The 24,940-nt window shown below is 64.7% G+C and carries 25 protein-coding genes and 1 pseudogene; 15 read left to right on the top strand and 11 right to left on the bottom strand.

Features of this window, described 5'->3' with window-relative positions; translation table 11 throughout:
• Positions 1 to 7: 7 nt before the first annotated feature.
• From ACVWZM_RS13760 to ACVWZM_RS13725, 8 genes are all read right to left on the bottom strand, one after another.
• Entirely contained in the window at positions 8 to 985 is a 978-nt protein-coding gene (locus ACVWZM_RS13760; RefSeq protein WP_057016113.1) for a type II secretion system F family protein, read from the bottom strand.
• An 11-nt stretch (positions 986 to 996) separates the two neighbouring features.
• On the bottom strand, positions 997 to 2,460 hold the full coding sequence (locus ACVWZM_RS13755) for a CpaF family protein (RefSeq protein WP_057016114.1): 1,464 nt from the start codon (positions 2,458 to 2,460) through the stop codon (positions 997 to 999).
• A 24-nt stretch (positions 2,461 to 2,484) separates the two neighbouring features.
• Positions 2,485 to 3,753: an AAA family ATPase gene (locus tag ACVWZM_RS13750; RefSeq protein WP_018269598.1), complete on the bottom strand. Its 1,269-nt coding sequence runs from the start codon at positions 3,751 to 3,753 to the stop codon at positions 2,485 to 2,487.
• On the bottom strand, positions 3,750 to 4,502 hold the full coding sequence (locus ACVWZM_RS13745) for a CpaD family pilus assembly protein (protein ID WP_057016115.1): 753 nt from the start codon (positions 4,500 to 4,502) through the stop codon (positions 3,750 to 3,752). The genes ACVWZM_RS13750 and ACVWZM_RS13745 overlap by 4 nt, the downstream gene beginning before the upstream one ends.
• 8 nt (positions 4,503 to 4,510) lie before the next feature.
• Positions 4,511 to 5,989: a type II and III secretion system protein family protein gene (locus ACVWZM_RS13740; protein ID WP_141341582.1), complete on the bottom strand. Its 1,479-nt coding sequence runs from the start codon at positions 5,987 to 5,989 to the stop codon at positions 4,511 to 4,513.
• 2 nt (positions 5,990 to 5,991) lie between these two features.
• Positions 5,992 to 6,786 (bottom strand): Flp pilus assembly protein CpaB, encoded by a 795-nt coding sequence (gene cpaB / locus ACVWZM_RS13735; protein WP_076824885.1) that lies wholly within the window; start codon positions 6,784 to 6,786, stop codon positions 5,992 to 5,994.
• Between the two features lie 127 nt (positions 6,787 to 6,913).
• The gene (locus ACVWZM_RS13730; protein ID WP_028334676.1) at positions 6,914 to 7,438 is read right to left on the bottom strand and encodes an A24 family peptidase; all 525 of its coding nucleotides are present in this window, start codon (positions 7,436 to 7,438) and stop codon (positions 6,914 to 6,916) included.
• Between the two features lie 172 nt (positions 7,439 to 7,610).
• A complete protein-coding gene (locus ACVWZM_RS13725; protein WP_016842642.1) occupies positions 7,611 to 7,775 on the bottom strand; it encodes a Flp family type IVb pilin in 165 nt (54 codons plus the stop codon).
• 280 nt (positions 7,776 to 8,055) lie between these two features.
• Here ACVWZM_RS13725 and ACVWZM_RS13720 point away from each other — a divergent pair, with 280 nt between their 5' ends.
• The 5 genes and pseudogenes from ACVWZM_RS13720 (at position 8,056) to ACVWZM_RS13700 (ending at position 12,428) form a co-directional block, all read left to right on the top strand.
• On the top strand, positions 8,056 to 8,886 hold the full coding sequence (locus ACVWZM_RS13720) for a sterol desaturase family protein (RefSeq protein ID WP_026192176.1): 831 nt from the start codon (positions 8,056 to 8,058) through the stop codon (positions 8,884 to 8,886).
• Between the two features lie 15 nt (positions 8,887 to 8,901).
• The gene (locus ACVWZM_RS13715) at positions 8,902 to 10,347 is read left to right on the top strand and encodes a hypothetical protein (RefSeq protein ID WP_456853531.1); all 1,446 of its coding nucleotides are present in this window, start codon (positions 8,902 to 8,904) and stop codon (positions 10,345 to 10,347) included.
• Positions 10,348 to 10,541: 194 nt separating this feature from the next.
• On the top strand, positions 10,542 to 11,048 hold the full coding sequence (locus ACVWZM_RS13710) for a pilus assembly protein N-terminal domain-containing protein (RefSeq protein ID WP_057016118.1): 507 nt from the start codon (positions 10,542 to 10,544) through the stop codon (positions 11,046 to 11,048).
• A gap of 171 nt (positions 11,049 to 11,219) precedes the next feature.
• Positions 11,220 to 11,790 (top strand): annotated as a pseudogene (locus ACVWZM_RS13705) (TadE/TadG family type IV pilus assembly protein).
• A gap of 8 nt (positions 11,791 to 11,798) precedes the next feature.
• The gene (locus ACVWZM_RS13700; protein WP_168858009.1) at positions 11,799 to 12,428 is read left to right on the top strand and encodes a TadE/TadG family type IV pilus assembly protein; all 630 of its coding nucleotides are present in this window, start codon (positions 11,799 to 11,801) and stop codon (positions 12,426 to 12,428) included.
• A gap of 119 nt (positions 12,429 to 12,547) precedes the next feature.
• Here ACVWZM_RS13700 and ACVWZM_RS13695 read toward each other — a convergent pair whose 3' ends face one another.
• From ACVWZM_RS13695 to ACVWZM_RS13685, 3 genes are all read right to left on the bottom strand, one after another.
• Entirely contained in the window at positions 12,548 to 12,760 is a 213-nt protein-coding gene (locus tag ACVWZM_RS13695; protein ID WP_016842648.1) for a cold-shock protein, read from the bottom strand.
• A 279-nt stretch (positions 12,761 to 13,039) separates the two neighbouring features.
• On the bottom strand, positions 13,040 to 13,333 hold the full coding sequence (infA, locus tag ACVWZM_RS13690) for a translation initiation factor IF-1 (protein ID WP_016842649.1): 294 nt from the start codon (positions 13,331 to 13,333) through the stop codon (positions 13,040 to 13,042).
• A 24-nt stretch (positions 13,334 to 13,357) separates the two neighbouring features.
• Entirely contained in the window at positions 13,358 to 14,830 is a 1,473-nt protein-coding gene (locus ACVWZM_RS13685) for a DEAD/DEAH box helicase (RefSeq protein ID WP_433994794.1), read from the bottom strand.
• Between the two features lie 523 nt (positions 14,831 to 15,353).
• On the opposite strand from ACVWZM_RS13685, the gene urtA reads away from it, so the two are divergent.
• The 10 genes from urtA to ureC all read left to right on the top strand — a co-directional run bounded on the left by urtA (position 15,354) and on the right by ureC (position 24,915).
• On the top strand, positions 15,354 to 16,649 hold the full coding sequence (urtA, locus tag ACVWZM_RS13680; protein WP_371852088.1) for an urea ABC transporter substrate-binding protein: 1,296 nt from the start codon (positions 15,354 to 15,356) through the stop codon (positions 16,647 to 16,649).
• A gap of 129 nt (positions 16,650 to 16,778) precedes the next feature.
• Positions 16,779 to 18,377, top strand: coding sequence for an urea ABC transporter permease subunit UrtB (urtB, locus tag ACVWZM_RS13675; protein WP_371852090.1), 1,599 nt, complete (start codon positions 16,779 to 16,781; stop codon positions 18,375 to 18,377).
• Positions 18,374 to 19,543, top strand: coding sequence for an urea ABC transporter permease subunit UrtC (gene urtC, locus ACVWZM_RS13670; RefSeq protein WP_310882011.1), 1,170 nt, complete (start codon positions 18,374 to 18,376; stop codon positions 19,541 to 19,543). Before urtB ends, urtC begins: the two co-directional genes overlap by 4 nt.
• 4 nt (positions 19,544 to 19,547) lie before the next feature.
• A complete protein-coding gene (gene urtD / locus ACVWZM_RS13665) occupies positions 19,548 to 20,309 on the top strand; it encodes an urea ABC transporter ATP-binding protein UrtD (protein WP_016842654.1) in 762 nt (253 codons plus the stop codon).
• 4 nt (positions 20,310 to 20,313) lie between these two features.
• Positions 20,314 to 21,009, top strand: coding sequence for an urea ABC transporter ATP-binding subunit UrtE (gene urtE, locus ACVWZM_RS13660; RefSeq protein WP_057016124.1), 696 nt, complete (start codon positions 20,314 to 20,316; stop codon positions 21,007 to 21,009).
• A gap of 49 nt (positions 21,010 to 21,058) precedes the next feature.
• On the top strand, positions 21,059 to 21,895 hold the full coding sequence (locus ACVWZM_RS13655) for an urease accessory protein UreD (RefSeq protein ID WP_456853529.1): 837 nt from the start codon (positions 21,059 to 21,061) through the stop codon (positions 21,893 to 21,895).
• Positions 21,896 to 21,922: 27 nt separating this feature from the next.
• Complete coding sequence (locus ACVWZM_RS13650; protein ID WP_028334687.1) at positions 21,923 to 22,225, top strand: urease subunit gamma; 303 nt, start codon at positions 21,923 to 21,925, stop codon at positions 22,223 to 22,225.
• A gap of 108 nt (positions 22,226 to 22,333) precedes the next feature.
• A complete protein-coding gene (locus ACVWZM_RS13645; protein WP_028334688.1) occupies positions 22,334 to 22,639 on the top strand; it encodes an urease subunit beta in 306 nt (101 codons plus the stop codon).
• 4 nt (positions 22,640 to 22,643) lie between these two features.
• The gene (locus ACVWZM_RS13640; protein ID WP_057016126.1) at positions 22,644 to 23,198 is read left to right on the top strand and encodes an HD domain-containing protein; all 555 of its coding nucleotides are present in this window, start codon (positions 22,644 to 22,646) and stop codon (positions 23,196 to 23,198) included.
• A 1-nt stretch (position 23,199) separates the two neighbouring features.
• Positions 23,200 to 24,915 carry an urease subunit alpha gene (gene ureC / locus ACVWZM_RS13635; protein WP_253604700.1) on the top strand — a complete coding sequence of 572 codons (1,716 nt, stop codon included), beginning with the start codon at positions 23,200 to 23,202 and terminating at the stop codon, positions 24,913 to 24,915.
• Positions 24,916 to 24,940 lie beyond the last annotated feature (25 nt).

The following is a 24,940-nucleotide window of genomic DNA, read 5'->3' as shown; positions in this document are numbered from 1 at the left end:
TGCACCGTCAGAAATCGAAGTTGATCATCTTCTTCATCACCAGCACGCCCATCGACATCCAGATCGCGCAGGCCACCAGCATGAGCTGGCCCATCGAATTGGTCCACAGCAGGGCGATGTAGTCCGGCGTCGTCAGGAACACGAGGATCATCACGATCGGCGGCAGCGAGCCGATGATGGCGGCGGAGGCCTTCGCTTCCATCGACATCGCCTGGATCTTCTCGGCCATCTTCTTGCGGTCGCGCAGCACCCGCGACAGGTTGCCGAGCGCTTCCGACAAATTGCCGCCGGACTTCTGCTGGATCGCGATCACGATGCCGAAGAAGTTGGCCTCCGGCAGCGGCATCCGCTCGTAGAGCCGGGCACAGGCTTCGCCGAGCGGCATGCCGATCGCCTGGGTCTCGATGATGGCGAGAAATTCGCTGCGCAGCGGCTCCGGCGCGTCGTTGACGACCGCCTTGAGCGATTCGAACAGCGGCAGGCCGGCCTTGATGCCGCGCACGATGACGTCGACGGCGTCAGGCAGCGACTTCAGGAACGCCTTTTCCCGCCGCTTCTTCAGGAAGCCGAGCACCCAGCGCGGCAGGCCGAGACCCATGGCAAAGCCGATGCCGGCCGCGCCGAGCAGGCCTCCGCCAACCATGAAGGCCACGCCGAACCCGAACAGGCCAAGGGCGCCGGAGATCATCCAGAATTTCTGCTCCGACCACTCCAGTCCGGCCTGCGAGATGCGCACGCCGAGCGGGACTTTCTTGTCCTTCTGCCGACGCGCCTCGAGCTCCTTCAGCGATCCCTCTACCTGCTCGCGGCGGGAGCGTTGCGTGCGGTCGGCGTTTCGTGTCGTCGTGGGTTCGCTGCGCGCCACCGACGCGCGCCGCGACTCGGCCTTCTTCTCCCCCGAAAGGTAGGGGTACAGGAAGACCCAAGCGATGCCGCCGACCGTCGTGGCGGCGAGGAAGGCGAGAGCCAGAGTTTGCGCCTGCATCCTGCGTTCCCCTAGACCGGCGCCGGGGCGTCGGAAGCGTCCAGCGCCGCCGCAAGCCGCTTCTCTTCATTGTAGTAGCGCGCACGCTCCCAGAAGCGCGGCCGGCCGATGCCGGTCGAGCGGTGCTTGCCGATGATCTTGCCGTTGGCGTCTTCCCCGACCACGTCGTAGAGGAAGATGTCCTGGGTGATGATGGTGTCGCCTTCCATGCCCATCACCTCGGTGATGTGCGTGATGCGGCGCGAACCGTCGCGCAGGCGCGCCGCTTGCACGATGATGTCGACCGAGGCGCAGATCATCTCGCGAATGGTGCGTGACGGAAGCGAGAAGCCGCCCATGGTGATCATGGATTCGCAGCGCGACAGTGCTTCGCGCGGATTGTTGGCGTGCAGCGTGCCCATCGAGCCGTCGTGGCCGGTGTTCATGGCCTGCAACAGATCGAACGCTTCGGGTCCGCGGACTTCGCCGACGATGATGCGCTCCGGGCGCATACGCAGGCAGTTGCGGACCAGTTCGCGCATCGTCACCTGGCCCTCGCCCTCGATGTTCGGCGGCCGGGTTTCCAGCCGCACCACATGCGGCTGCTGCAGCTGAAGCTCGGCGGCGTCTTCGCAGGTGATGATGCGTTCGTCGTGCTCGATATAGTTGGTCAGGCAGTTCAGCAGCGTGGTCTTGCCCGAGCCGGTGCCGCCGGAAATGATCACGTTGCAGCGGACGCGGCCGATGATCTGCAGGATGGTCGCCCCTTCGGGGGTGATCGCGCCGAACTTGACGAGCTGCTCCAGCGTCAGCTTGTCCTTCTTGAATTTGCGGATGGTGAGCGCGGGCCCGTCGATCGCCAGCGGCGGCACGATGGCGTTGACGCGCGAACCGTCGGCGAGGCGGGCGTCGCAGATCGGCGAGGATTCGTCGACGCGCCGGCCGACCTGGCTGACGATGCGCTGGCAGATGTTGAGCAGCTGCTGGTTGTCGCGAAAGCGGATGCCGGTGCGCTGGATCTTGCCGGCGACTTCGATGAACACGGTGCCTGCGCCGTTGACCATGATGTCGGCGATGTCGTCGCGCGACAGCAGCGGCTCCAGCGGGCCGTAGCCGAGCACGTCGTTGCAGATGTCGTCGAGCAACTCCTCCTGCTCGGCGATCGACATCACGATGTTCTTGATCGCGATGATCTCGTTGACGATGTCGCGGATTTCCTCGCGCGCCGATTCGCTGTCCAGCTTGGCGAGCTGGGCAAGGTCGATCGCCTCGATCAGGGCGCCGAAGATCGTCGCCTTGACTTGGTAGTAGTTGTCGGAGCGGCGGGCTTCGACGGCGGGGGCAGGCGGTGGCTTGCTGGGTGCCAGCGGCGGCGACGAGATCGCCGGTGCGACGGACTCGCGCGACATCGCCGGCGCGCCGGCTGGCTCCGGCGCCTGAAACGCGGGCTTGGGTGCCCGCACGTCCCCATCGTTTCCGCTACGCTTACCAAACACGACGTCTTGACTCCACGCGGACCACTATTTGGACCGCAGCTTTTCGAGCAGGGGCGACAGGAAGGACCCCCTCGGCTTCTTGGTCTCGCCGCGGCCTGTCAGCCGCTGCGCCATCTGCAGAAACATCTCGACCGCGCGGTGGTTGGCGGAAATCTCGGCGATCATCTGGCCGTTGTTGGCCGCCGAACCGAAGATCTGCGGATCGAACGGGATGGCAGCGATCGGCTGGCTTTCGATCGCCTTGGCGAACTCGCCGGCCGCGATCTCGGGACGCTTCGGCACGCCGACCTGGTTCAGGCAGTACAGCGGCGCGCGGTCGTTGGGCCGCGAGGCCTTCAGCAGGTCGAACATGTTCTTGGCATTGCGCAGATTGGCGAGGTCGGGCGCCGCCACGATCAGGATGTCGTCGGCCGCGATCAATGCGCGCTTGGTCCAGCCGGACCATTGATGCGGCACGTCGAGCACGATGCAGGGCATCGTGGTCCGCAGCGTATCGAAGATCGCATCGAACGCCTCGGCGCCGAAATCGTAGACCTTGTCCAGTGTCGCCGGCGCCGCCAGCAGGCTCAGATGGTCGGTGCATTTCGACAGCAGGCGGTCGACGAAGGCGGTATCGACGCGGTCCGGCGAGAACACGGCATCGGCGATGCCCTGAGCGGGATCCTGGTTGTAGTTGAGGCCGGCGGTGCCGAAGGCGAGGTCGAGGTCGGCGACCACGGAATCAAGCGCCAGGTCGCGGGCAATCGCCCAGGCGACATTGTGGGCGATGGTCGAGGCGCCGACACCGCCCTTGGCACCGACAACGGCGACGATGCGGCCGACCGCCTTGGCTTCCGGTGCCGAGAACAGGTTACAGACCGCGCGCACCACGTCGATCGCATGGGCCGGCGCGATCACGTAATCGCTGACGCCGCGGCGCACCAGCTCGCGATACAGGGTGACGTCGTTGACGCGGCCGATCACGACCACGCGGGTGCCGGCGTCGCACACCGTTGCGAGCTGATCGAGGCCGGCCAGGATGTCGCCGCGGCCCTCGGTCTCGAGGATGATGACGTTGGGCGTCGGCGCCGAGCGATAGGCCTCGATGGCGGCCGCCATGCCGCCCATCTGGATCTTGAGGTGAGCCTTGGCCAGCCGGCGATCCTCGCCCGCCGACTGCACGGCGGCAGCGGTCTCGACCGTTTCGCAGAACGCCTGGACCGAAACCCGTGGCGCCGGAGCAATATGGTCGTCCACGGCCTGCGGCGGGGCGTCCGTCTGCTCTTCGGAGTTTTGCTGCGCGTAGGTGATCATTTTCCTGTGTCGCTTAGCTTGGCCCTGTCGGACTCGGGATAACTCGTGGCGGTGGTGGTGCCCTTGCGATACTTGTCGAAGGCGATGTTACGACGCGACGTATAGGCAGGGGTCTCCGCGCGCGGCTGCACGAGGTCGGTCGGGTCTTCGACCATGGCTGCAAGGTTGCGCTGATTGGCGCAGCCGAAATTGTAGTACTGCTTGTTCTCGATGTAGGACCCGTTGTGGATCGACGGGCCGAGATCTTCCGGCCAGAGACCGCACGGCCCGGCGACCGCTTTCATCTTTGGATAGTTCACGCGGATCGCGGGCATCTGGCGCGGATCCTCGGGATGGTATTTGCGAACGAGGATCCCGCGCGGCGGCACGCCGGCGGCGGCGAACGTGGCCTGGATCTCGCGCAGCGATTCCTGGGCGGTCCGTGCGTTCGGCGTGTCGGCGGGAACGTCGATGGTGACGGCGCCGGTCCCCTCGCGCATCCAGTCCTGCGCCATCCCCATCACCTCGGCGCGCTGCTCCGCAGTCAGGCCGCCGCGGCTGCGGCCGACGAAGACCACGATCGAGCGATCAGCCTCGGTGACCGCGATCGGATGGCGCTGGCGATAGTCGGCCGGTGCGTTCACCATCGCGAAACTGTTGTCGGCGGCGTGCTGGCAGGCGCCGAGCGTCATCGCGAGGCTGACGAGCGCTCCGGCGAGAGCGATGCCGCGCTGGTAACCGGCGGATGTCCTGGATGTGGTCTGTGTCATCGTCCGCCTCAGTCCGTAATGAAGCCGTAAGTGCCGCGGTAATTCCGCGCCGGCTCGGTGCGGCCGGGCACGCCGTAGACGCGATTGATGCTGCCGAGCAGGTCGGCCTGCGGGTCGGACGCGTTGGCGAAGCCGTCATCCGGACGCGACAGGTCCTTCTGCGCCACCGCGCGAACGACATAGGGCGTCACCAGCACCATCATTTCGGTCTGGTTGTTGACGAAGTCCCGGCTGCGGAACAGCGTTCCGAGCACCGGCAGCGACGCCAGCCCGGGAAGGCCGTTGATCGCCTGCTTGGTCTGGTCCTGGATCAGGCCGGCCATCGCCATCGAGCCGCCCGAAGGAATTTCCAGCGTGGTCTCGGCGCGCCGGGTCTTGATCGAGGGGATCGTCGTTCCGCCGGCGCCGCCGGTCAGCGAATTCTCGGTCGAGACTTCCGACACTTCCGTCATCACGCGCAGGCTGATCCGTCCCTCGGTCAGCACCACGGGCGTGAAGTTGAGCGAAATGCCGAACTTCTTGAAGCTGACGGTCTGAACGCAATTCCCGATCGCGCCTCCCGTCGTCGTCTGACAGGTCACGCCGGTCGGAATTGGAAACTCGCCGCCCGAGATGAAGGTCGCCGATTCGCCGGAGATCGCGGTCAGGTTCGGCTCGGCGAGTGTCCGCACCACGCCTGCGCTTTCCATGGCGCGGAGCGTCGCCGACACCGATGGGGCCGCGCCGAACGAAGTGGTGAGGGCGTTGCCGGGCACCAGCGGTGCGTTGTTCGCCGTGAACGGGTTGTTGTTGGTGAACTTCACCACGGTGGTGCCGTAGTTGAGGTTCGCGGTGAGGTCGATGCCGAGCTGCTTGATCAGGCTGCGCGAGACTTCGGCGACCGTCACCTTCAGCATCACCTGGTCGCGGCCGCGAACCGTGATGGAGTTCACAACCTTGTCGGCGCTGCCGACCAGCCGCGTGGCGATCTCGCCGGCCTGCTGCGCTTCGATCGGGCTCGCCGCGCTTCCGGTCAGCATGACGCCCTCGCCGACACCCTCGATCTGGATATCGGCGTTCGGCAGCGCTGCACGCAGGGCCGCGCGCACGCCGTTGAGGTCGCGCTTGACCGCGATGTCATAGGCCGCGATCTGCTGGCCGGCGGCGTCGAAGAACACGATGTTGGTCTGGCCGACCGTCGCGCCGATGATGTAGGCGCGTTGCGCCGAGCGGACCACGGCATTGGCGATCTTGGGATCGGCGACCAGCACGTCCTTGATGTCCCTCGGCAGATCGATCACCACCGATTTGCCGACGCCGAGTGAGAGGAAGCGGGCATTCATCTGGCCGTCGGCCGCGGCGGGAGCGGCGCGGTAGTCGCCCGCCACCACCGGCGTCAGTGCCGGGTTGAGCGTGAGCGCCGCGACGGCCGAGAACGACAATGCGCGGACCATGAAGGCCCGCATCGTCCGTTGAGTTGCCCCGCCCTTCATCACCTGTGTCCTCATGGTCACTTCTGCATCGTTGCCTGGTTGGCAACGCCAAAGCGGATGACGTTGATCGTCTCACCGCGTCTCTGGTGGTTGTCCTCGATCCTGACGTCGGTCCCGTTGTTATCGGCGATGCTGCGCAGCGCCAGCGACAGGACGCCGCTCTGGCGCGCCCGCGCCAGCGTCTCGGTCTGGTCAGGCTTCAGCTCCAGCGTCACTGTCTTGCCGATCAGTGCGTTGGTGCCGTCCTTCTCCTTCGGCGCCTGGTCGATCGCAAGGACGCGGATATTGGTCAGGATGACCTCGGAATTGACGATGTCGGCGCCGTTGCGGTCGGGATTCTTGTCCCGCTTCGACAGCAGGACGTCGACCCGGTCGTTCGGCAGGATGAAGCCGCCGGCACCGGTCTCGGGAGAGATTTCGGTCGATACCGCCCGCATGCCCGTCGGCAGGATCGCGGCCATGAAGCCGCTTCCGTCGGCCTTGACGAGCTTCTGCTCGCGGATCGGCTCGCCCTGGATGAACGGGGCGCGCGCGATCGAGCCGGTGACGTCCTTGATGGCGTCGGCGTGGCTGTCCTTGCGCATGAAGCTGGCGCTGGCGGTCGCCGCCGGCCAGGTCTGCCACTGCAGGTCTTCGGCCTTCACTGCCTGGCCGAGGCCGATGTCGGAGCGCGCGACCAGGATGTCGACGGTCGGCAGCTGCGCAACTGGCGGAGGAGCCGCCGGCTTGTCGTCGCTTCCGCTCGCCAAATAAAGCGCCGCAAGGCCGGCGCAGCCTGCAATTGCCAGGACCAGAATGCGGGCCTTATCCATTACGCTTCACTTTCCACATGACGCCGCGACGCTGCCGCCGCCGTGATGGGAGTTGACCAGCTATTCGTCAAAGCATGGTTAATGAGGCGTATCTAAATCGCCTTAACGGGCGGTTACCGCTGCTTTCTCAGCGCATGGCGAAGTGCGCGAGATCGATCGTCTTGATCCAGTCCGTCTCGGGATAAATCAGGAGGGCGCCGAGAGCGAGTGCGATGCCGTAGGGAATTCCGGTCTGCTTGTCGTGCAGGCGGCTGAGCCAGGCCTGGGACGCGAGCGGGTAGGGCAATGGCCATTGCCGCAGCTGCAGCAAGAGCACGGTCAGCGCACCGCCGAACAGCGAGGCAAAGACCAGATAGGGCAGCAGGTGCTCGAACCCGAACCACAGGCTGGCCGCGGCCGCGACCTTGGCGTCTCCGCCGCCGACCCAGCCCATCGCGAACATGCCGAACGCCACCACCAGAACCAGCGCGCCTGCGCCGGCATGGGTGAGGATCTCGTGGACGCCCATCCCGGTCAGCGGCGCCAGGACAAAGAAGCCCGCCACCAGCGCCAGCGAAATCCGGTTCGGGATCGTCATGGTCAGGAGATCGCTCGCCGCCGCAAAGGCCATCAGGGCCGGAAACAGCATCAAGCGTGCGATGTCGAGGATCATGAATTCATGCCGTCAAGCTGGAGCTGCGGTCGAGACCCGACGCTAGCGGCCAATGGTGAACAATCGGAAAAGGATTACCGGCACCTTCAACAGAGGCTGCCGATCGGCCCCCGACAAATAGCAAAGGTCCCGGGATTGCCGGGACCTTTGATGCGAATTCGTCGAAGCCGGCTTACTTCAGCGAGCCCGAGATCGAGTTGAAGGTACCCGAGAGCTTCGTGCCGACGCCGTTGACTGCAGCGATGATCGCGATGGCGATACCGGTGGCGATCAGGCCGTACTCGATGGCGGTCGCGCCCGATTCGTCCTTCACGAAGCGCGAAACGAGGTTCTTCATAAAATCACTCCTGTGTACACGTGGCTGGTCGAACTAGATTTGGTCTCGCCGGCGTTCTCAGCACCGTGACCATTGCGGCACCCTAGTGTTGGACGATTTCGGCGCAGTTAATTTGATCGCATAAACTCTGCGGGAACCCGCTGATGTTGCGCACAGTAAATTTGGCATTAAACGGTCCGCTAAAATTGCGGATTGTTGCTGCGACCAGACATCCGGCGCCTATTCACGGCTCCTTAAGCGCACATCTATACCCATGGGGCTTCCGTAGTATGAGGCTGCCATGTCCACCCTCCCGATCGAAGTCATCGAGATGCTCGGCCAGACGATGATGAGGGTGGTGCCGATCACGATCGGCCTCGCGCTGTTCTTCACGGTGCTGACCCACTTCTGGGCCTGCAATCCCGGCAAGCCGTGGTGGCAGAAGCGCGAGCTGGTCACGGACATCTGCTACTGGTTCTTCGTGCCGGTATTCGCCCGCGTGCTGCGGATCGGGCTGCTGGTGGTGGGCGCGGCCGCGGTGTTCGATGTGCACGGTGCCGACGAGCTGATCTCGTTCTACGAGAACGGACACGGCCCGCTGGCGCAGCTGCCGCTCTGGCTGCAATCGATCATCTTCCTGGTCGCTTCCGACTTCATGCTGTACTGGCTGCACCGGATGTTTCACGGCGGCGGCTTCTGGAAGTACCACGCCATTCATCATTCCTCCGAGGATCTCGAATGGATCTCGGCGGCGCGCTTCCATCCCGTCAATCTGCTGATCGGCACGATCTCGGTCGACGTGATCCTGCTGATGGCCGGCATCTCGCCGAACATCATGCTGTGGGTCGGTCCCTTCACCACATTCCATTCCGCCTTCGTGCACGCCAACCTGAACTGGACGCTCGGCCCGTTCAAATATGTGATCGCCACGCCGGTGTTCCATCGCTGGCATCACACCGCGCTCGAGGAGGGTGGCGACACCAATTTCGCCGGCACGTTTCCGCTCTGGGACATTCTCTTCGGGACATTCCGCATGCCCGAAGGCAAGCTTCCGGATGATTACGGCGTCGACGCAGAGCAGGGCGTGCCGGCCGAAATCGGCGGACAGCTGGCCTATCCGTTCCGTCATTGACCGGACTGCGCGCGCATGAGTGCTGAGACCGCAACCATCCCACAGGCGCGGGCCTCGGTGTTCGCCGAAGTCCCGGCCTGGTTCTGGATGGCGTGCGGCGTCTATGCGTTGCTGCTGGTCGTCGGCGACAGGCTGCTCGCCGATTCCGACACCTACTGGCAGATTACCGTCGGTCGGTGGATCCTCGACCACCGCGCATTGCCGTCGGTCGATATCTATTCCTTCACCAAAGCGGGTGAGCCTTGGGTGTCGTCGTCGTGGCTGGCGCAGGTCCTGTTCGCGAAGGCCTACGACCTTGCCGGGTGGACCGGGCCTGCGGTGCTGGCCGCGGCCTGCGGTGCCGCCACCTTCGTGCTGCTCACCGCCATCCTCGGCCGCGCGCTGCCGGCAATCCATGCGAGCCTGATTGCGCTGGCGGCGCTGGTGCTGACATGCGGGCATCTGCTGGCCCGTCCGCATGTGCTTGCGCTGCCGATCATGATAGTCTGGGCGAACGGCCTGATGTTCGCCAGCGAACGCCGCGAGGCCCCCTCGTTCTGGCTGCTGCCGCTGATCGCGCTCTGGGCCAATCTGCATGGCGGCTTTCTGTTTGGCCTGGTGCTGGCCGGCGCCTTCGCGCTCGATGCGCTGTGGAACGCCGCGCCGGCGCAAAGATTGCCGCTGGCGCTGCGCTGGGCCGCATTCGGCCTCGGCGCGGTGGCCGCGTGCAGCGTGACGCCCTATGGCTGGGGGACGATCCTCGCCTCGCTCAGGATTCTCAGCCTCGGTGAACTGCTGCATCTCATCACGGAGTGGATGCCGGCGAGTTTCAGCCACGTCGATGCGTTCGAGCTGGCCATTCTCGGCCTGATCGGCGGGGCGCTCTATTGCGGGGTGAAGCTGCCGCTGCCGCGGATCGCCCTGGCGCTGGGCCTGCTGCACATGGCGCTATCCCATGTCAGGAATCTCGAGCTCTTCGCCCTGCTGTTGCCGCTGGCTGTGCTGACGCCGGTGGCAACCCAGTTCGGCCTGCGTGCCGCAAGCGTGGTCCGGCTGAAGGCCACGCCGGCCGTGATGCTGATCGCCGTGCTCTGCGCCGCGACCTGGTTCATCGCGGCGCGTCGGGACATGTCGCCGCCGTCGATCCATTCGCCCGCTGCCGCCGTCGACGCGCTGAAGGCGCACAACGTGCAGCGCGTGCTCAATGATCTGCAGTTCGGCGGCTATCTGATCTGGCGCCAGGTGCCGGTGTTCGTCGACGGCCGTGCCGAGCTTTACGGCGAGAAATTCGAGATGGCGTATTACCGTGCGCTCCAGCTCACGGACGTCAACGGCTTCCTCGACCTGCTCAAGACCTACAGAATCGATGCGGTGATGCTCGATCCGGCAACGCCCGCCTCCAAGTTTCTCGATCACATCGATGGATGGCAGCGCCTCTACGCCGACGATCGCGTGGTGGTGCATGTGCGTGGTGCCGGCTAGGCGGCGGTCCGCGGGGGCATTTTTCCGCGGGATCACCGGGCCGTTGGTCGATCCGTTCCAGAAGTCGTGACATCCGCGCAATTCAGCGGTCGATTTTTGCTCTTCTTAAATGAATTGCCGTCAGATTTGCCTGCGTCGGGCGCCGGTCCGCTGCGTATCGCTTTTGCCGGCTTGTTAACGTCCCGGGGTAAGGTATGTCGTTTCAATTCCAGCGTATTGGCGCCGTCGCGCGCATTGGATTCATCTCGCTGGCCGCAGCCGTTCTGCTGTGGCCCGCATTCGCAACGGCCGCGCCGGATCCGGACCGGATTGCGGTCAATGTCGATCAGGCCAAGCTCGTCAAGCTGCCCGGCGGCATTTCCACCATCGTGGTCGGCAACCCGCTGATCGCCGACGTCACCCTGCAGAATGGCGGCGTTGTCGTCGTGACCGGCAAGGGCTACGGCGCGACCAACTTCATCGCACTCGACCGCACCGGCCAGGTGCTGGTGGATCGCCAGATCCAGGTCGAAGGTCCGACCGACCAGCTTGTCACCGTCTATCGCGGCGTCGATCGCGAGACCTACAGCTGCATGCCGGTCTGCCAGCGTCGCATCACCCTCGGCGACGGCGAGACCTACTTCAAGTCGACCATGGACCAGGCCGGCTCGCTCAACAGCCAGGCCTCCGGCTCGGGCGCGGCCGCGAAGCCGCAGAACTAGCGCGTGTCCGCGCCGGCGCTTCGCACGCCGGGGCAGCCGCCTGCCGCAGGCGGTTCATCCGACATGGTTAAGAAAGGCCTGACGGATCGGGTGGCCCTGTCTCGATCCGGCGAAATACTTCGACAATGAGTCTTGGGTAGTTGTTGCCGCCATGTTGATCCGGGGTCGTTGATGCCGCTACCCGCTCATTTTTTCACGCGCCTCCTCCATCGCTTTCGCAGAAACCGCCGTGGCGCGACCGCGGTCGAATTCGCGATGGTCGCGCCGCTGTTTTTCGGACTGCTGTTTGCGATCATCGAAGTGGCGATGATCTTCTTTCGCGAGCCAGGTGCTGGAGACGGTGACGCAGGATTCTGCGCGCATGATCATGACCGGTCAGGCGCAGGGCGCAAGCTATACCCAGCAGCAGTTCAAGAACTACGTCTGCGGCCAGGTCAACCCGCTGTTCGATTGCGCCAATGGCATATCGGTCGACGTGCGCAGCTACCCCGCGGCGACGGGCTTCAGCAGCGTCAACATCGCGCCTCCAATCGATTCCAACAACGCATTCATTCCGGCCATGAAATGGTGTCCCGGCAAGGACGGCGACGTCGTGGTGGTCCGGCTGTTCTATCAGTGGCCGCTGTTCGTCACCAAGCTTGGCTTCAATGTCGCCAACCTCGCCAATGGCAAGCGGCTGCTGACCGCGACCGCGACATTCAAGAATGAGCCATCCGGGACTGCCGGGGCGACATGCTCATGAGCAACGTCATGAAAACCCAGGCAGCGGCCTTGCTGCGCTCCGTCGCGGCCCTGTGCAATGACCGCCGGGGCCTTGCCGCCGTCGAGTTCGCTTTCGTCCTGCCGCTGATGCTGGTGCTGTTCTTCGGCACCGTCGAGTTTTCATCCGGTGTCGCGGTCGACCGCAAGGTCACGCTTATGGCGCGCGCCGCGTCGGACCTGACCTCGCAGTCGACGCAGGTGGTGGATGCCGACCTGCAGAACTTCTTCAGTGCCAGCGTGGGCATCATGACGCCGTACGATCCGACGCCGACCAAGGTCACCTTGTCGGAGATCTACGTCGATGCCTCGAAGGTCGCGCGGATCCAGTGGAGCAAGGCGGGGGTGATGGCCACGGGCGCCACGCAGGCCACATTGACGGCCTCGAGCCGCAGCCAGGGTGATGTCGTGACCAGCGTCGTTCCGGCGGCGCTGCTGGTTGCGGGCACCTATCTGATCTTCAGCGAAGTCAGCTACAAATACGTTCCGACGGTCGGCTATGTGATGGCCAAGAGCGGCATCAATCTCACCGATGTCGCCTTCACAAGGCCGCGGCAGTCGGTTTGCGTGTTCTACGCCCCGACGTCCGCCACCATGCCGACGACCTGCTCGACCTATTAGAGCTTTCGAACGACGCGGACGCCGGTTGGCAATCCAGACAAAAAGGGCCGCACCCGAAGGTGCGGCCCTTGATGCTTTAGCGACAATTTCCTGGAGCTTCGCGCTCCCGGGAGATCGGCTTATCCGGCGGCGCGCAGATTGTCGGCCGAGGATTTGCCGGAACGGCGGTCAGCCACGATCTCGTAGGAGATCTTCTGGCCTTCACGCAGAGTGCCAAGGCCGGCGCGCTCGACTGCACTGATGTGCACGAACACGTCGTTCCCGCCTTCATCCGGCTGGATGAAGCCGTAGCCCTTGGTCGCGTTAAACCACTTCACGGTTCCCATGCTCACGTGGGTAGTCCCTTCTCAGATATACAAGTTCAAGACCCGCTGATCGGCGGGGTGGTGAGATCGAATTTTTGGAAGGGTCGTCAGCGTCTGAACCGGCTGTACCGGTATTGGCTAATGTCGTCCGGCCGAAAATCGATGGGTAGGATATTATTCGATAGAAGGCTTCAAAACAATCCTGAAAACAATCCTGACGTGCGCGATTTTTTGGCCGGCGCAGCCGCCGGCCAATTGTGCGCAGGACATCAGGACGTCATGCCCGCAGCGGTTGCAATACCCCGCTTATCGGCGGCGGAACTGGCCGCCGCGCTGGGCTCCGCCCCGCGGCGGGCCGCCGGGCGCGCCGCTCGGACGTTCGTCCTTGTGCCGGAAGATCAGGCGCCCCTTTTCGAGATCGTAGGGCGACATTTCGATCGTAACGCGGTCGCCGGCCAGCGTCTTGATGCGGTTTTTCTTCATCTTGCCGGCGGTGTAGGCGACGATCTCGTGCCCGGCATCGAGTTGCACCCGGTAACGAGCGTCGGGGAGGATTTCGGTCACCAGTCCTTCGAACTGGATCAGCTCTTCCTTAGCCATATGTTTCTCCAGATCGAGCGACGGCTAGTGCTTCGGTCGGTTGTTGCGGTTGGATTGCGGATTCGGCCGGCTCTCGCGATGCAAGAAGGCGACGCCCTGAATGCCTTCGCTGTTGCCGGCCTGCGACGGACGCGGCGACTCGCCCCGGCTCGTCTGCGGCGCGCCATTATTACCACCTCGACGGCGGCGGCGGCGAGGGCCTTTTGCGCCCGGAGCGGCCTCATTCCCACGGACATTGTGCGCACGGGGCGCAGAGCGGCCGCCCCGGTGCGGGTGGGTGGCCTGCGCCGGCCCGGCGGCCTCGCGGCCGCCAGAGGAGCTGCCTTGCGTGCGGCGGTCTTCCCGCGGCACGGTAATCCGGATCAGCCGCTCGATATCGCGCAGATAGCCCATCTCCTCGGCACCGGCGATCAGCGAGATCGCGACGCCGTCGGCGCCGGCGCGCGCCGTGCGGCCGATGCGGTGGACGTAGGTCTCCGGGATATTGGGCAGGTCGAAATTCACCACGTGGCTGACGCCGTCGACGTCGATGCCGCGGGCGGCGATATCGGTCGCCACCAGCGTGCGGATCTCGCCGGAACGGAACGCCGCCAGCGTGCGCTCGCGGTGGTTCTGCGACTTGTTGCCGTGGATCGCATTGGCCTCGATGCCGGCCTTGGCAAGGCTTTTCACCACCTTGTCGGCGCCGTGCTTGGTGCGGGTGAAGACCAGGGCGCGGTTGACCGGCTCCTGCTTCAGCAACTGGGCGAGAACCGTCGGCTTGGCCGCGAAATCGACCTGGATCGCGCGCTGGGCGATGCGATCCACCGTCGAGGCCACCGGCGTCACCGCCACGCGGGCCGGGTCGCGCAGCATCGCCTCGGCGAGCTCGGCGATGTCCTTGGGCATGGTGGCCGAGAAGAACAGCGTCTGGCGCCGGATCGGCAGCTTGGCGATGATTTTCCGGATGTCGTTGATGAACCCCATGTCGAGCATGCGGTCGGCTTCATCGAGCACCAGGAACTCGACCTGGTTGAGCTTCAGCCCGTTGCTCTGCACGAGATCGAGCAGGCGGCCGGGGGTGGCGACCAGCACCTCGACGCCCTGCATCAGGGAGCGGACCTGGCGGCCCATCGGCACGCCGCCGATGGCGAGCGCCGAGGACAGCCGGATGTGGCGGCCATAGGTGTTGAAACTGTCGAGGATCTGCCCGGACAGTTCGCGGGTCGGCGAGAGCACCAGCACGCGGCAGCTCTTGGGCTGCGGGCGGACGCGGTTCTCGAGCAGCCGGTGCAGGATCGGCAGCGCGAAGGAGGCGGTCTTGCCGGTACCGGTCTGGGCGATGCCGACGACGTCGCGGCCGGCAAGGGCTAGCGGGATGGTCTGGGCCTGGATGGGGGTCGGCGTGAGATAATTTTCTTCTCGGAGCGCGCGGGCGATGGGATCGGCGAGGCCGAAATCCTGAAAGGAGGTCAAAAGGTGGTTCTTTCCATAAAAGCCGTCGTCGTCCCGGCCCATATCGGCCGGAAGCGTGTGAAGGCATTCGGGGACACCCGCGTGTCTGGGGCGTCAAGCTGGGTTAGCTGAAAGGCGAGCCAGAAGCCGCTTGGGGCAGCTTGAACACGCAGCTCGCGAAGGCACCGCGACTCTCGCGGGCATGGCGAGGATATGGACCAGGAACTGGGCGGTTTCAAGATGAGATTGCCGTCTTTGGTGCCCGGAGTTCGCTGAACCATCGCGCAAACTGTCACAAATCGATGCCGGAAATTTAGCCAACGCGGCGATTTTGCCTACAGAATAATCTGATTGCTCTTTCGGCAGTCAAGTTGGCGGCTCAATGATTGAGCAGTCGGCTTCCGTATTTGCCCGGAACCGATGAAATTATCTAACCGGTTCATCGGCTTACAGGGGCTGCGCACCGTGGCACAGTTCTTGCGATTCCCTTAACCGCAGGCGGCCAAGCGGCCGTTCGCAGCGTTCCACGCCTGCGTCAGGGAGACGACATTTCATGCTTACTCAGCTTTCTCACAAAATAACGACGATGACCCGCCGCCGCGCGCTCGCGGCGACGGCCGGCCTGGTTTTGGGTCTGGCTGCGTCCTCGTCCCTCGCGCCCGCGCAAGCGGCCGACGACACCATCAAGGTTGGCATCCTTCACTCGCTGTCGGGCACCATGGCCATCAGCGAAACCACGCTGAAGGACACGATCCTTTTCCTGATCGACGAGCAGAACAAGAAGGGCGGCGTGCTCGGCAAGAAGCTCGAGCCCGTCGTGGTCGACCCCGCTTCGAACTGGCCGCTGTTCGCCGAAAAGGCCCGCGAGCTGATCACCAAGGACAAGGTCGCGGTCGTGTTCGGCTGCTGGACCTCGGTGTCGCGCAAATCCGTGCTCCCGGTGTTCAAGGAGCTGAACAACATCCTGTTCTACCCGGTACAGTATGAGGGCGAGGAGTCCGAGCGCAACGTGTTCTACACCGGCGCGGCGCCGAACCAGCAGGCGATCCCGGCGGTCGACTATCTGATGAAGGAAGAGAAGGTGAAGCGCTGGGTGCTGGCCGGCACCGACTACGTCTATCCGCGCACCACCAACAAGATCCTGGAAGCCTATCTGAAGTCGAAGGGCGTCGCCCAGGACGACATCATGATCAACTACACGCCGTTCGGTCACTCCGACTGGCAGACGATCGTGGCCGACATCAAGAAGTTCGGCTCGGCCGGCAAGAAGACCGCGGTGGTCTCCACCATCAACGGCGACGCCAACGTTCCGTTCTACAAGGAACTCGGCAACCAGGGTATCAAGGCGACCGAGATCCCGGTGGTCGCGTTCTCGGTCGGCGAGGAAGAGCTCGCCGGCATCGACACCAAGCCGCTGCTCGGCCATCTCGCCGCCTGGAACTACTTCGAGTCGATCAAGACCCCGGCGAACGAGAAGTTCATCAAGGAGTGGCAGGCCTACACCAAGAACCCGAAGCGCGTGACCAACGATCCGATGGAAGCGCACTACATCGGCTTCAACATGTGGGTGAAGGCGGTCGAGAAGGTGAAGTCGACCGATCCGGACAAGGTGATCGATGCGCTTCCCGGCATCGAGGCGCCGAACCTGACCGGCGGCGTGTCGCAGATGCTGCCGAACCACCACATCACCAAGCCGGTGTTCATCGGCGAGATCAAGGGCAACGGCCAGTTCGACGTGGTCTGGAAGACCCCGGGCCTGGTGGCCGGCGACGCCTGGTCGAAGGAGCTCGAGGGCTCCAAGGACCTGATCGGCGATTGGGTCGGCAAGAAGTGCGGCAACTTCAACACCAAGACCAACAAGTGCGGCGGCCAGGGTTCCTGACAACAGGGCTCCTGAGCTCCTGACCTGAACAACGACACAACGCAACCATCCAAGAACCTGGAGAAGGCGGCACAGCTCGCCGCCTTCTCCTCACACTCCTGCCGGGGTACTGACGTGTTCGCCAATTGTATTGATCGTTTTCGTGCGCTGTTTCTCTCGATCCTGCTGCTGAGCTGCCTCACAGTGCCGGCGCTGGCTGGTCCGTTCGAGGATTCAGTCGCCAAATTCGCCAATGACGAGTTCTCCGACACCGAGGCGGCGATCGGCGAGGTCGCCGCGTCGGGCAATGTGCTGGCCTCGCCCATCATCAGCGCGCTGCAGGACGGCCGGCTCTCGGCCGATCCCGACAGCAAGAAGGTCTTCATCACGCGGACCGACGGCAAGATTGTCGACGCCACCACCGGTGCTGCGGTCGACAAGCTGCCCGACAACGCCGCCGCCGTCCGCCTCAACAACCGCCTGCGCCGCACCGTGGAGGCTGCGCTCGGCGGCCTGACGCTGCTGTCGCCGGATCCGGCCAAACGCCTCGCCGCCGCGCAGTCGGTGTTCAAGAGCCACGAGGAGAATTTGCTGCCGACGGTGGAGGCTGCGCTCGCCAAGGAGAACGTCAAGTCGGTCAAGCAGGCCTTCGCCGAGGCGCGCGCCGCCATCATCCTGTTCAAGTCGGACGCATCCGACAGCGACAAGCTCGACGCCGTCGCCGTGGTCAAGGCGCGCGGCGATCAGGAGGCGCTGGCGCTGCTCACCGGCCTCGGCGCCGACCAGCCACCGCTGGTCGCCAACGCGGCCGCGAGTGCGGTGTCCTCGATCCAGAGCAATCTGGCGATGTGGTCGATGGTGCAGAATGCCTGGTACGGCCTGTCGCTCGGCTCGGTGCTGCTGCTCGCCGCGATCGGGCTTGCCATCACCTTCGGCGTGATGGGCGTCATCAACATGGCGCATGGCGAGATGGTGATGCTCGGGGCCTACACCACCTTCGTGGTGCAGGAGGTGATCCGCAGCCGCTATCCTGCGCTGTTCGACTATTCGCTGCTGATCGCGGTGCCGCTCGCCTTCCTGGTCGCCGGCTTGATCGGTGTCGTGATCGAACGCACCATCATCCGCTTCCTCTACGGCCGTCCGCTGGAGACGCTGCTCGCGACCTGGGGCCTGTCGCTGGTGTTGCAGCAGGCGGTGCGCACCGCGTTCGGCCCGACCAACCGCGAGGTCGGCAACCCCTCCTGGATGAGCGGTGCCTTTGAGCTCGGCCAGATCACCATCACCTATAACCGGCTGTGGATCCTCTGCTTCACGCTCGCGGTGTTTGCCATCCTGCTGGCGATGCTGCGCTACACCGCGCTTGGCCTGGAGATGCGCGCGGTGACCCAGAACCGCCGCATGGCGGCCTCGATGGGGATCGCCACCTCGCGCGTCGACGCGCTGACCTTCGGCCTCGGCTCGGGGATCGCCGGCATTGCCGGCGTGGCGCTGTCGCAGATCGACAATGTCAGCCCGAATCTCGGCCAGAGCTACATCATCGACAGCTTCATGGTCGTGGTGTTCGGTGGCGTCGGCAATCTCTGGGGCACCTTGGTCGGCGCCTTCACGCTCGGCATCGCCAACAAGTTCCTCGAGCCTGTCGCGGGCGCGGTGCTCGGCAAGATCGCGATCCTGGTGCTGATCATCCTGTTCATCCAGAAGCGGCCGCGCGGCCTGTTCGCGCTCAAGGGTCGGGCGGTGGAAGCATGACGCCGCACATCCTCACCCGTTCGCTCGACCGCGCGGCGACCGCGTTCGTCCTGATCGTCGCCGCGATCGGCGTGCTGATCCCGCTATCGAACCTGCTGCTGCCGCAGGGCTCGATGTTCCAGGTGCCGACCTATCTGGTCGCGCTGTGGGGCAAATATGTCTGCTACGCCATCCTCGCGCTCTCGATCGATCTGATCTGGGGCTATTGCGGCATCCTCTCGCTCGGCCACGGTGCGTTCTTCGCGCTGGGCGGCTACGCGATGGGGATGTACCTGATGCGCCAGATCGGCAGCCGCGGCGTCTACGGCAATCCGATCCTGCCCGACTTCATGGTGTTCCTGAACTGGAGCAAGCTGCCCTGGTACTGGTACGGCTTCGACCAGTTCTGGTTCGCCGCACTGATGGTGCTGCTGGTGCCGGGTCTGCTCGCCTTCTGCTTCGGCTGGCTCGCCTTCCGCTCGCGCGTCACCGGCGTGTATCTGTCGATCATCACGCAGGCGATGACCTATGCGCTGCTGCTGGCGTTCTTCCGCAACGATTTCGGCTTCGGCGGCAATAACGGGCTGACCGACTTCAAGGACATCATCGGCTTCAACGTGCAGGCCGAAGGCACCCGCGCGGCGCTGTTCCTGCTGAGCTGCCTTGCGCTGATCATCGCGTTCCTGATCTGCCGCGCGATCGTGACCTCGAAGCTCGGCAAGGTCCTGATCGCAGTACGTGACGCCGAAAGCCGGACCCGTTTCCTTGGCTATCGTGTCGAATCCTACAAGCTGTTCGTGTTCACGCTGTCGGCCTGCATGGCCGGCGTCGCCGGTGCGCTGTACGTGCCGCAGGTCGGCATCATCAATCCCAGCGAGTTCGCGCCCGCCAACTCGATCGAGGCGGTGATCTGGGTCGCGGTCGGCGGCCGCGGCACGCTGATCGGCGCGGCGCTCGGCGCCGTCGTCGTCAACTATGCCAAGACGTTCTTCACCTCGGGGCCGCTTGCACCGTACTGGCTGTTCATGCTGGGCGCGCTGTTCATCCTGGTCACGCTGCTGTTGCCCAAGGGCATCGTCGGTACCTTCAACGCCTGGTGGGAGCCGCTGAAAGCGCGGCGCAACTCACCCGACGCCGAGAGTGCCGCGCGCGAAGACGGCATCGGCGCACCGAACCCGGCGGAGTAGGCAGATGAACGTCATGGACACCCGCGCCACCTCGGCCATGCTCTACCTCGACGGCGTGCATGTCTCGTTCGACGGCTTCCACGCCATCAACAATCTGTCGCTGGCGCTCGAACCCGGCGAGATGCGGGCCATCATCGGCCCGAACGGCGCCGGCAAGACCACGATGATGGACATCATCACCGGCAAGACCAAGCCGGACGAGGGCACCGTGCTGTTCGACGGCACCGTCGACCTGACCCGCCTCGACGAGACCCGTATCGCCGAGCTCGGCATCGGCCGCAAATTCCAGAAGCCGACGGTGTTCGAGAGCCAGACCGTGCAGGACAATCTCCTGCTCGCGCTCAATGTCGATCATTCCGTGCGCGGCACGCTGTTCTGGCGCGGCAGCAAGGCCGAGTCCGAGCGCATCGACAAGGTGCTCGAGACCATCCGCCTGACCGATGCGCGCAACCGCCTCGCCGGCAGCCTGTCGCACGGCCAGAAGCAGTGGCTCGAGATCGGCATGCTGCTGGCGCAGGACCCGAAGGTGCTGCTGGTCGACGAGCCGGTCGCCGGCATGACCGATGTCGAGACCCATCTCACGGCCGAGCTCCTCAAGGAGATCAACAGGAACCACACCATCATGGTGGTCGAGCACGACATGACCTTCGTGCGCGAGCTTGGCGTCAAGGTGACCTGCCTGCATGAGGGCTCGGTGCTCGCCGAAGGTTCGATTGACCAGGTGTCGTCGAACGAGCGGGTGGTCGAAGTGTATCTGGGGCGCTAGGGCGATGCTGAAGATCGACAACATCAATCTCTATTACGGTGCGGCGCAGGCGCTGCGCGGCGTGTCGCTGACCGCCGAACCGGGCAAGGTCACCTGTGTGCTCGGCCGCAACGGCGTCGGCAAGACTTCGCTGCTGCGCGCCATGGTCGGCCAGTATCCGATCGCTTCCGGCACGATCAATTTCGACGGCAAGGACATCACCGCGCTAAAGCCCTATGAGCGGGCGCGGCGCGGCATCGGCTTCGTGCCACAGGGCCGCGAGATCTTTCCGCTGCTGACGGTGGAGGAAAACCTCAAGACCGGATTCGGTCCGCTGAAGCGCGAAGACCGCAACATTCCCAACGACGTGTTCTCGCTGTTTCCGGTGTTGGAGACCATGCTGGGCCGCCGCGGCGGCGACCTTTCCGGCGGCCAGCAGCAGCAGCTTGCGATCGGCCGCGCGCTGGTGATGCGGCCAAAGCTCCTGCTGCTCGACGAGCCGACCGAGGGCATCCAGCCCTCGATCATCAAGGATATCGGCCGCGCCATCTCCTATCTGCGCAATCTCGGCAACATCGCCATCGTGCTGGTCGAACAATATCTCGACTTTGCCTGCGAACTCGGCGACAGTTTTGCCGTGATGGACCGGGGTGCGGTGAAATATGCCTGCGACCGCGCAAGCCTCGATCCCGCCGAGATCAGCCGCCAGATGGCGCTGTGAACAGGATGTGACGCCGCCTGTCGTGGCGCGCGAAGGGAGCGTCGGGGGAATGCGGACCGGGATCGCAGGCGCGGCAGCGGCGACGTTTGCGGCAAACCGCGCCCAGGGTGCGGTCCGGTTCGGCGTGCATCTGAAAGACGGCGCCACCCGCCGCGGCGACCTGCATGAGTCCGGCTCGCTGCGCGTCCGCTTCCCATCGCCGGAGGACGACGGTCTCTCGGCCATGTTCGTCAACACCGCCGGCGGCGTTGCCGGCGGGGATCGCTTCGAGATCGCGGTCGCGGCCGGCGAGGGCGCGCGTTTGACGCTGACCACCGCGGCGGCTGAGAAAGTCTACCGTGCACCGGCAGCGGCGGCACGGCTCGACATCGCGCTGACCGTTGCCGCAGGCGCGCATCTCGCCTGGCTGCCGCAGGAAACCATCCTGTTCGACCGTGCCCGCATTCACCGCGGCTTCGACATCGACCTTGCCGAGGGTGCCTCGCTCCTGCTCTGCGAGATCGTGGTGTTCGGCCGCGCCGCGATGGGCGAGACCATGCGCCACGGCGAGTTCGTCGACCGCTGGCGGATGCGCCGTGGCGGCAAGCTGGTGTTCGCCGAGACCGTCAGGCTCGACGGCGAGATCGGCGAGAAGCTCGCGCGACCCGCGATCGCGGGCGGCGGCTGCGCGATCGGCACGGCGCTGATCGTGCCGGGTGACGAAGCCTTGGTCGAGCGCATCCGCGAGGCGTCGGAAAGCTTCGGCGGCGAGGTCGGCATCTCCGCCTGGAATGGCTTTGCAATGGCCCGCTTCTGTGCCCAAGATGCGGCCCGGCTGCGCGCTGACATGATGACGGTGCTCGGCCGCGCCTCCACTGTCCCGCTGCCGCGGCTTTGGCTCAACTAATCCTTTCAACGCTTTCAGAGTGCTCGCATGAATTTGTCTCCCCGCGAAAAGGACAAGCTCCTGGTTTCGATGGCGGCCATGGTGGCGCGGCGCCGGCTCGAGCGCGGCGTCAAGCTGAACCATCCCGAAGCCGTCGCGTTGATCACCGACTTCATCGTCGAGGGCGCGCGCGACGGCCGCACCGTCGCCGAGCTGATGCAGGCCGGCGCCAAGGTCCTGACCCGCGCGCAGGTGATGGATGGCATCCCGGAGATGATCCACGACATCCAGGTCGAGGCGACATTCCCCGACGGCACCAAGCTCGTCACCGTGCACGAGCCGATCCGATAGCCACGAGCGTCATTCCGGGGCGGCCGAAGGCAGAACCCGGAATCCAGAGATTGTTGATCGAGATTCCGGATTCACGCTTCGCGTGCCCCGGAATGACAGGAGAGACGAATGATCCCCGGCGAACTCTTCATCAAGGACGGCGAGATCGAGCTCAATGCCGGCCGCAAGACCGTGACGCTCTCGGTCGCCAACACCGGCGATCGTCCGATCCAGGTCGGCTCGCATTACCACTTCTTCGAGACCAACCCGGCGCTGAAATTCGACCGCAAGAAAGCCCGCGGCATGCGCCTCGACATCGCCGCCGGCACCGCCGTCCGCTTCGAACCCGGCCAGACCCGCGACGTCCAGCTCGTCGCACTCGCCGGCAAGCGCGTGATCTACGGCTTTCGCGCCGAGGTGAAGGGGAAGCTGTAGCGCCATGCTTCCCGCTGTCCGCATGGTCTCCGAAGCTGCCGAGCTTGCCGCGCACCGTCATAACGGGATGGCGCGCAAGGGGCGGGGGAGTGAGCCTTACATCAACCATCTCGCCGAGGTCGCGAATCTGCTCGCGCAGGTCACTAACGGCACCGATGCCGAACTGGTGGCTGCCGGCTGGCTGCACGACACCATCGAGGACACCGAGACCACGCGCGAGGAGCTCGCGCAGAAGTTCAGCGCGCGCGTTGCCGATCTCGTTGTCGAGTGCACCGATGACATGAGCCTGCCAAAGCCTGCCCGCCGGCAAAAGCAGATCGAGGATGCTCCGCACAAATCTCCCGGTGCAAAGCTGATCAAGATCGCCGACAAGATCAGCAATATCGGCGCGCGGATCGTGCCGCATCCGAGCAAGGACGAGCGCGATGATCTCGCCGACTATGCGGCCTGGGCCGACAAGGTCGTTGCCGGTTGCCGGGGCATCAATCCGCGGCTCGACCGCATTTTCGACGACACGATTGCGCGTGCCAAGGCCGCGCTGACTGAAACTGGGGGCTGACATGTCCGTGAAGATCAAGCGTTCCGTCTATGCCGACATGTTCGGCCCGACCACCGGCGACAGGGTTAGGCTTGCCGACACCGATCTGATCATCGAGGTCGAGAAGGATCTCACCACCTATGGCGAGGAGGTGAAGTTCGGCGGCGGCAAGGTGATCCGCGACGGCATGGGGCAGTCGCAGGTGACCAACGCGCAAGGCGCCGCGGATACTGTCATCACCAACGCGCTGATCGTCGATCACTGGGGAATCGTGAAGGCCGACGTCGCGATCAAGGAGGGCATGATCGCGGCGATCGGCAAGGCCGGCAATCCCGACATCCAGCCCAACGTCACCATCGTGATCGGTCCCGGTACCGACGTGATCGCGGGCGAGGGCAAGATCCTCACCGCCGGCGGTTTCGACAGCCACATCCATTTCATCTGCCCGCAGCAGATCGAGCACGCGCTGATGTCTGGCGTCACCTCGATGCTCGGCGGCGGCACCGGTCCGTCGCACGGCACCTTCGCCACCACCTGCACGCCTGGCCCTTGGCACATGGGGCGGATGATCCAGTCGTTCGACGCCTTCCCGGTCAACCTCGGCATCTCCGGCAAGGGCAACGCCTCGCGTCCGGCGGCGCTGGTCGAGATGATCAAGGGCGGCGCCTGCGCGCTGAAGCTGCATGAGGACTGGGGTACCACGCCGTCGGCGATCGACACCTGTCTCTCGGTTGCCGACGACTACGACGTCCAGGTGATGCTGCATTCGGACACGCTGAACGAATCCGGCTTCGTCGAGGATACGGTGAAGGCGTTCAAGGGCCGCACCATCCATGCCTTCCACACCGAGGGCGCCGGCGGCGGCCATGCGCCGGATATCATCAAGATTGCCGGGCTGAAGAACGTGCTGCCGTCCTCGACCAATCCGACCCGGCCGTTCACCCGCAACACCATCGACGAGCATCTCGACATGCTGATGGTGTGCCATCACCTCGATCCGTCGATCGCCGAAGACCTCGCCTTCGCCGAGAGCCGGATCCGCAAGGAGACCATCGCCGCCGAGGACATCCTGCACGATCTCGGCGCGCTCTCGATGATGTCGTCGGACTCGCAGGCGATGGGCCGGCTCGGCGAGGTCATCATTCGCACCTGGCAGACCGCCGACAAGATGAAGAAGCAGCGCGGGTCGCTGCCGCAGGACAAGGGCAACGACAACGACAATTTCCGCGTCAAGCGCTACATCGCCAAATACACCATCAACCCCGCGATTGCGCACGGCGTGTCGAAGCTGATCGGCTCCGTCGAGAAGGGCAAGATGGCCGACCTCGTGCTGTGGTCGCCGGCGTTCTTCGGCGTCAAGCCGGATTGCATCATCAAGGGCGGCTCGATCGTGGCGGCGCCGATGGGCGATCCCAACGCCTCGATCCCGACGCCGCAGCCGGTGCATTACCAGCCGATGTTCGCCGCCTTCGGCAAATCGCTCACCGCATCCTCGGTGGTGTTCACCTCGAAGGCCGCGGCGAGCGGCGGTCTCGCCCGCAAGCTCGGCACAGCCAAGAAGCTCTATGCGGTGCAGAACACCCGCGGCAAGATCTCCAAGAAGAGCATGATCCACAACGACGCGACGCCCGAGATCGAGGTCGATCCCGAGACCTATGAGGTACGCGCAGACGGCGAGCTGCTGACCTGCGCGCCGGCCGAGGTGCTGCCCATGGCACAGCGCTATTTTATGTTCTAAAACCCGTCCCGGTAACCAGAGCGTT

This window comes from Bradyrhizobium sp. USDA 4501 (assembly GCF_054062115.1).
The sequence above is the reverse complement of the archived record's forward strand: the minus strand, read 5'-3'. Positions and strand labels throughout refer to the sequence as shown.

Bases quoted from the DNA above. Each gene is read 5' to 3' on its own strand.
- ACVWZM_RS13760 (WP_057016113.1), bottom strand. From the start codon at position 985: ATGCAGGCGCAAACTCTGGCTCTCGCCTTCCTCGCCGCCACGACGGTC.
- ACVWZM_RS13750 (WP_018269598.1), bottom strand. From the start codon at position 3,753: ATGATCACCTACGCGCAGCAAAACTCCGAAGAGCAGACGGACGCCCCG.
- ACVWZM_RS13745 (WP_057016115.1), bottom strand. From the start codon at position 4,502: ATGACACAGACCACATCCAGGACATCCGCCGGTTACCAGCGCGGCATC.
- ACVWZM_RS13740 (WP_141341582.1), bottom strand. From the start codon at position 5,989: ATGAGGACACAGGTGATGAAGGGCGGGGCAACTCAACGGACGATGCGG.
- cpaB (WP_076824885.1), bottom strand. From the start codon at position 6,786: ATGGATAAGGCCCGCATTCTGGTCCTGGCAATTGCAGGCTGCGCCGGC.
- ACVWZM_RS13730 (WP_028334676.1), bottom strand. From the start codon at position 7,438: ATGATCCTCGACATCGCACGCTTGATGCTGTTTCCGGCCCTGATGGCC.
- ACVWZM_RS13725 (WP_016842642.1), bottom strand. From the start codon at position 7,775: ATGAAGAACCTCGTTTCGCGCTTCGTGAAGGACGAATCGGGCGCGACC.
- ACVWZM_RS13720 (WP_026192176.1), top strand. From the start codon at position 8,056: ATGTCCACCCTCCCGATCGAAGTCATCGAGATGCTCGGCCAGACGATG.
- ACVWZM_RS13715 (WP_456853531.1), top strand. From the start codon at position 8,902: ATGAGTGCTGAGACCGCAACCATCCCACAGGCGCGGGCCTCGGTGTTC.
- ACVWZM_RS13710 (WP_057016118.1), top strand. From the start codon at position 10,542: ATGTCGTTTCAATTCCAGCGTATTGGCGCCGTCGCGCGCATTGGATTC.
- ACVWZM_RS13700 (WP_168858009.1), top strand. From the start codon at position 11,799: ATGAAAACCCAGGCAGCGGCCTTGCTGCGCTCCGTCGCGGCCCTGTGC.
- infA (WP_016842649.1), bottom strand. From the start codon at position 13,333: ATGGCTAAGGAAGAGCTGATCCAGTTCGAAGGACTGGTGACCGAAATC.
- ACVWZM_RS13685 (WP_433994794.1), bottom strand. From the start codon at position 14,830: ATGGGCCGGGACGACGACGGCTTTTATGGAAAGAACCACCTTTTGACC.
- urtA (WP_371852088.1), top strand. From the start codon at position 15,354: ATGACCCGCCGCCGCGCGCTCGCGGCGACGGCCGGCCTGGTTTTGGGT.
- urtC (WP_310882011.1), top strand. From the start codon at position 18,374: ATGACGCCGCACATCCTCACCCGTTCGCTCGACCGCGCGGCGACCGCG.
- urtD (WP_016842654.1), top strand. From the start codon at position 19,548: ATGAACGTCATGGACACCCGCGCCACCTCGGCCATGCTCTACCTCGAC.
- urtE (WP_057016124.1), top strand. From the start codon at position 20,314: ATGCTGAAGATCGACAACATCAATCTCTATTACGGTGCGGCGCAGGCG.
- ACVWZM_RS13655 (WP_456853529.1), top strand. From the start codon at position 21,059: ATGCGGACCGGGATCGCAGGCGCGGCAGCGGCGACGTTTGCGGCAAAC.
- ACVWZM_RS13650 (WP_028334687.1), top strand. From the start codon at position 21,923: ATGAATTTGTCTCCCCGCGAAAAGGACAAGCTCCTGGTTTCGATGGCG.
- ACVWZM_RS13645 (WP_028334688.1), top strand. From the start codon at position 22,334: ATGATCCCCGGCGAACTCTTCATCAAGGACGGCGAGATCGAGCTCAAT.
- ACVWZM_RS13640 (WP_057016126.1), top strand. From the start codon at position 22,644: ATGCTTCCCGCTGTCCGCATGGTCTCCGAAGCTGCCGAGCTTGCCGCG.
- ureC (WP_253604700.1), top strand. From the start codon at position 23,200: ATGTCCGTGAAGATCAAGCGTTCCGTCTATGCCGACATGTTCGGCCCG.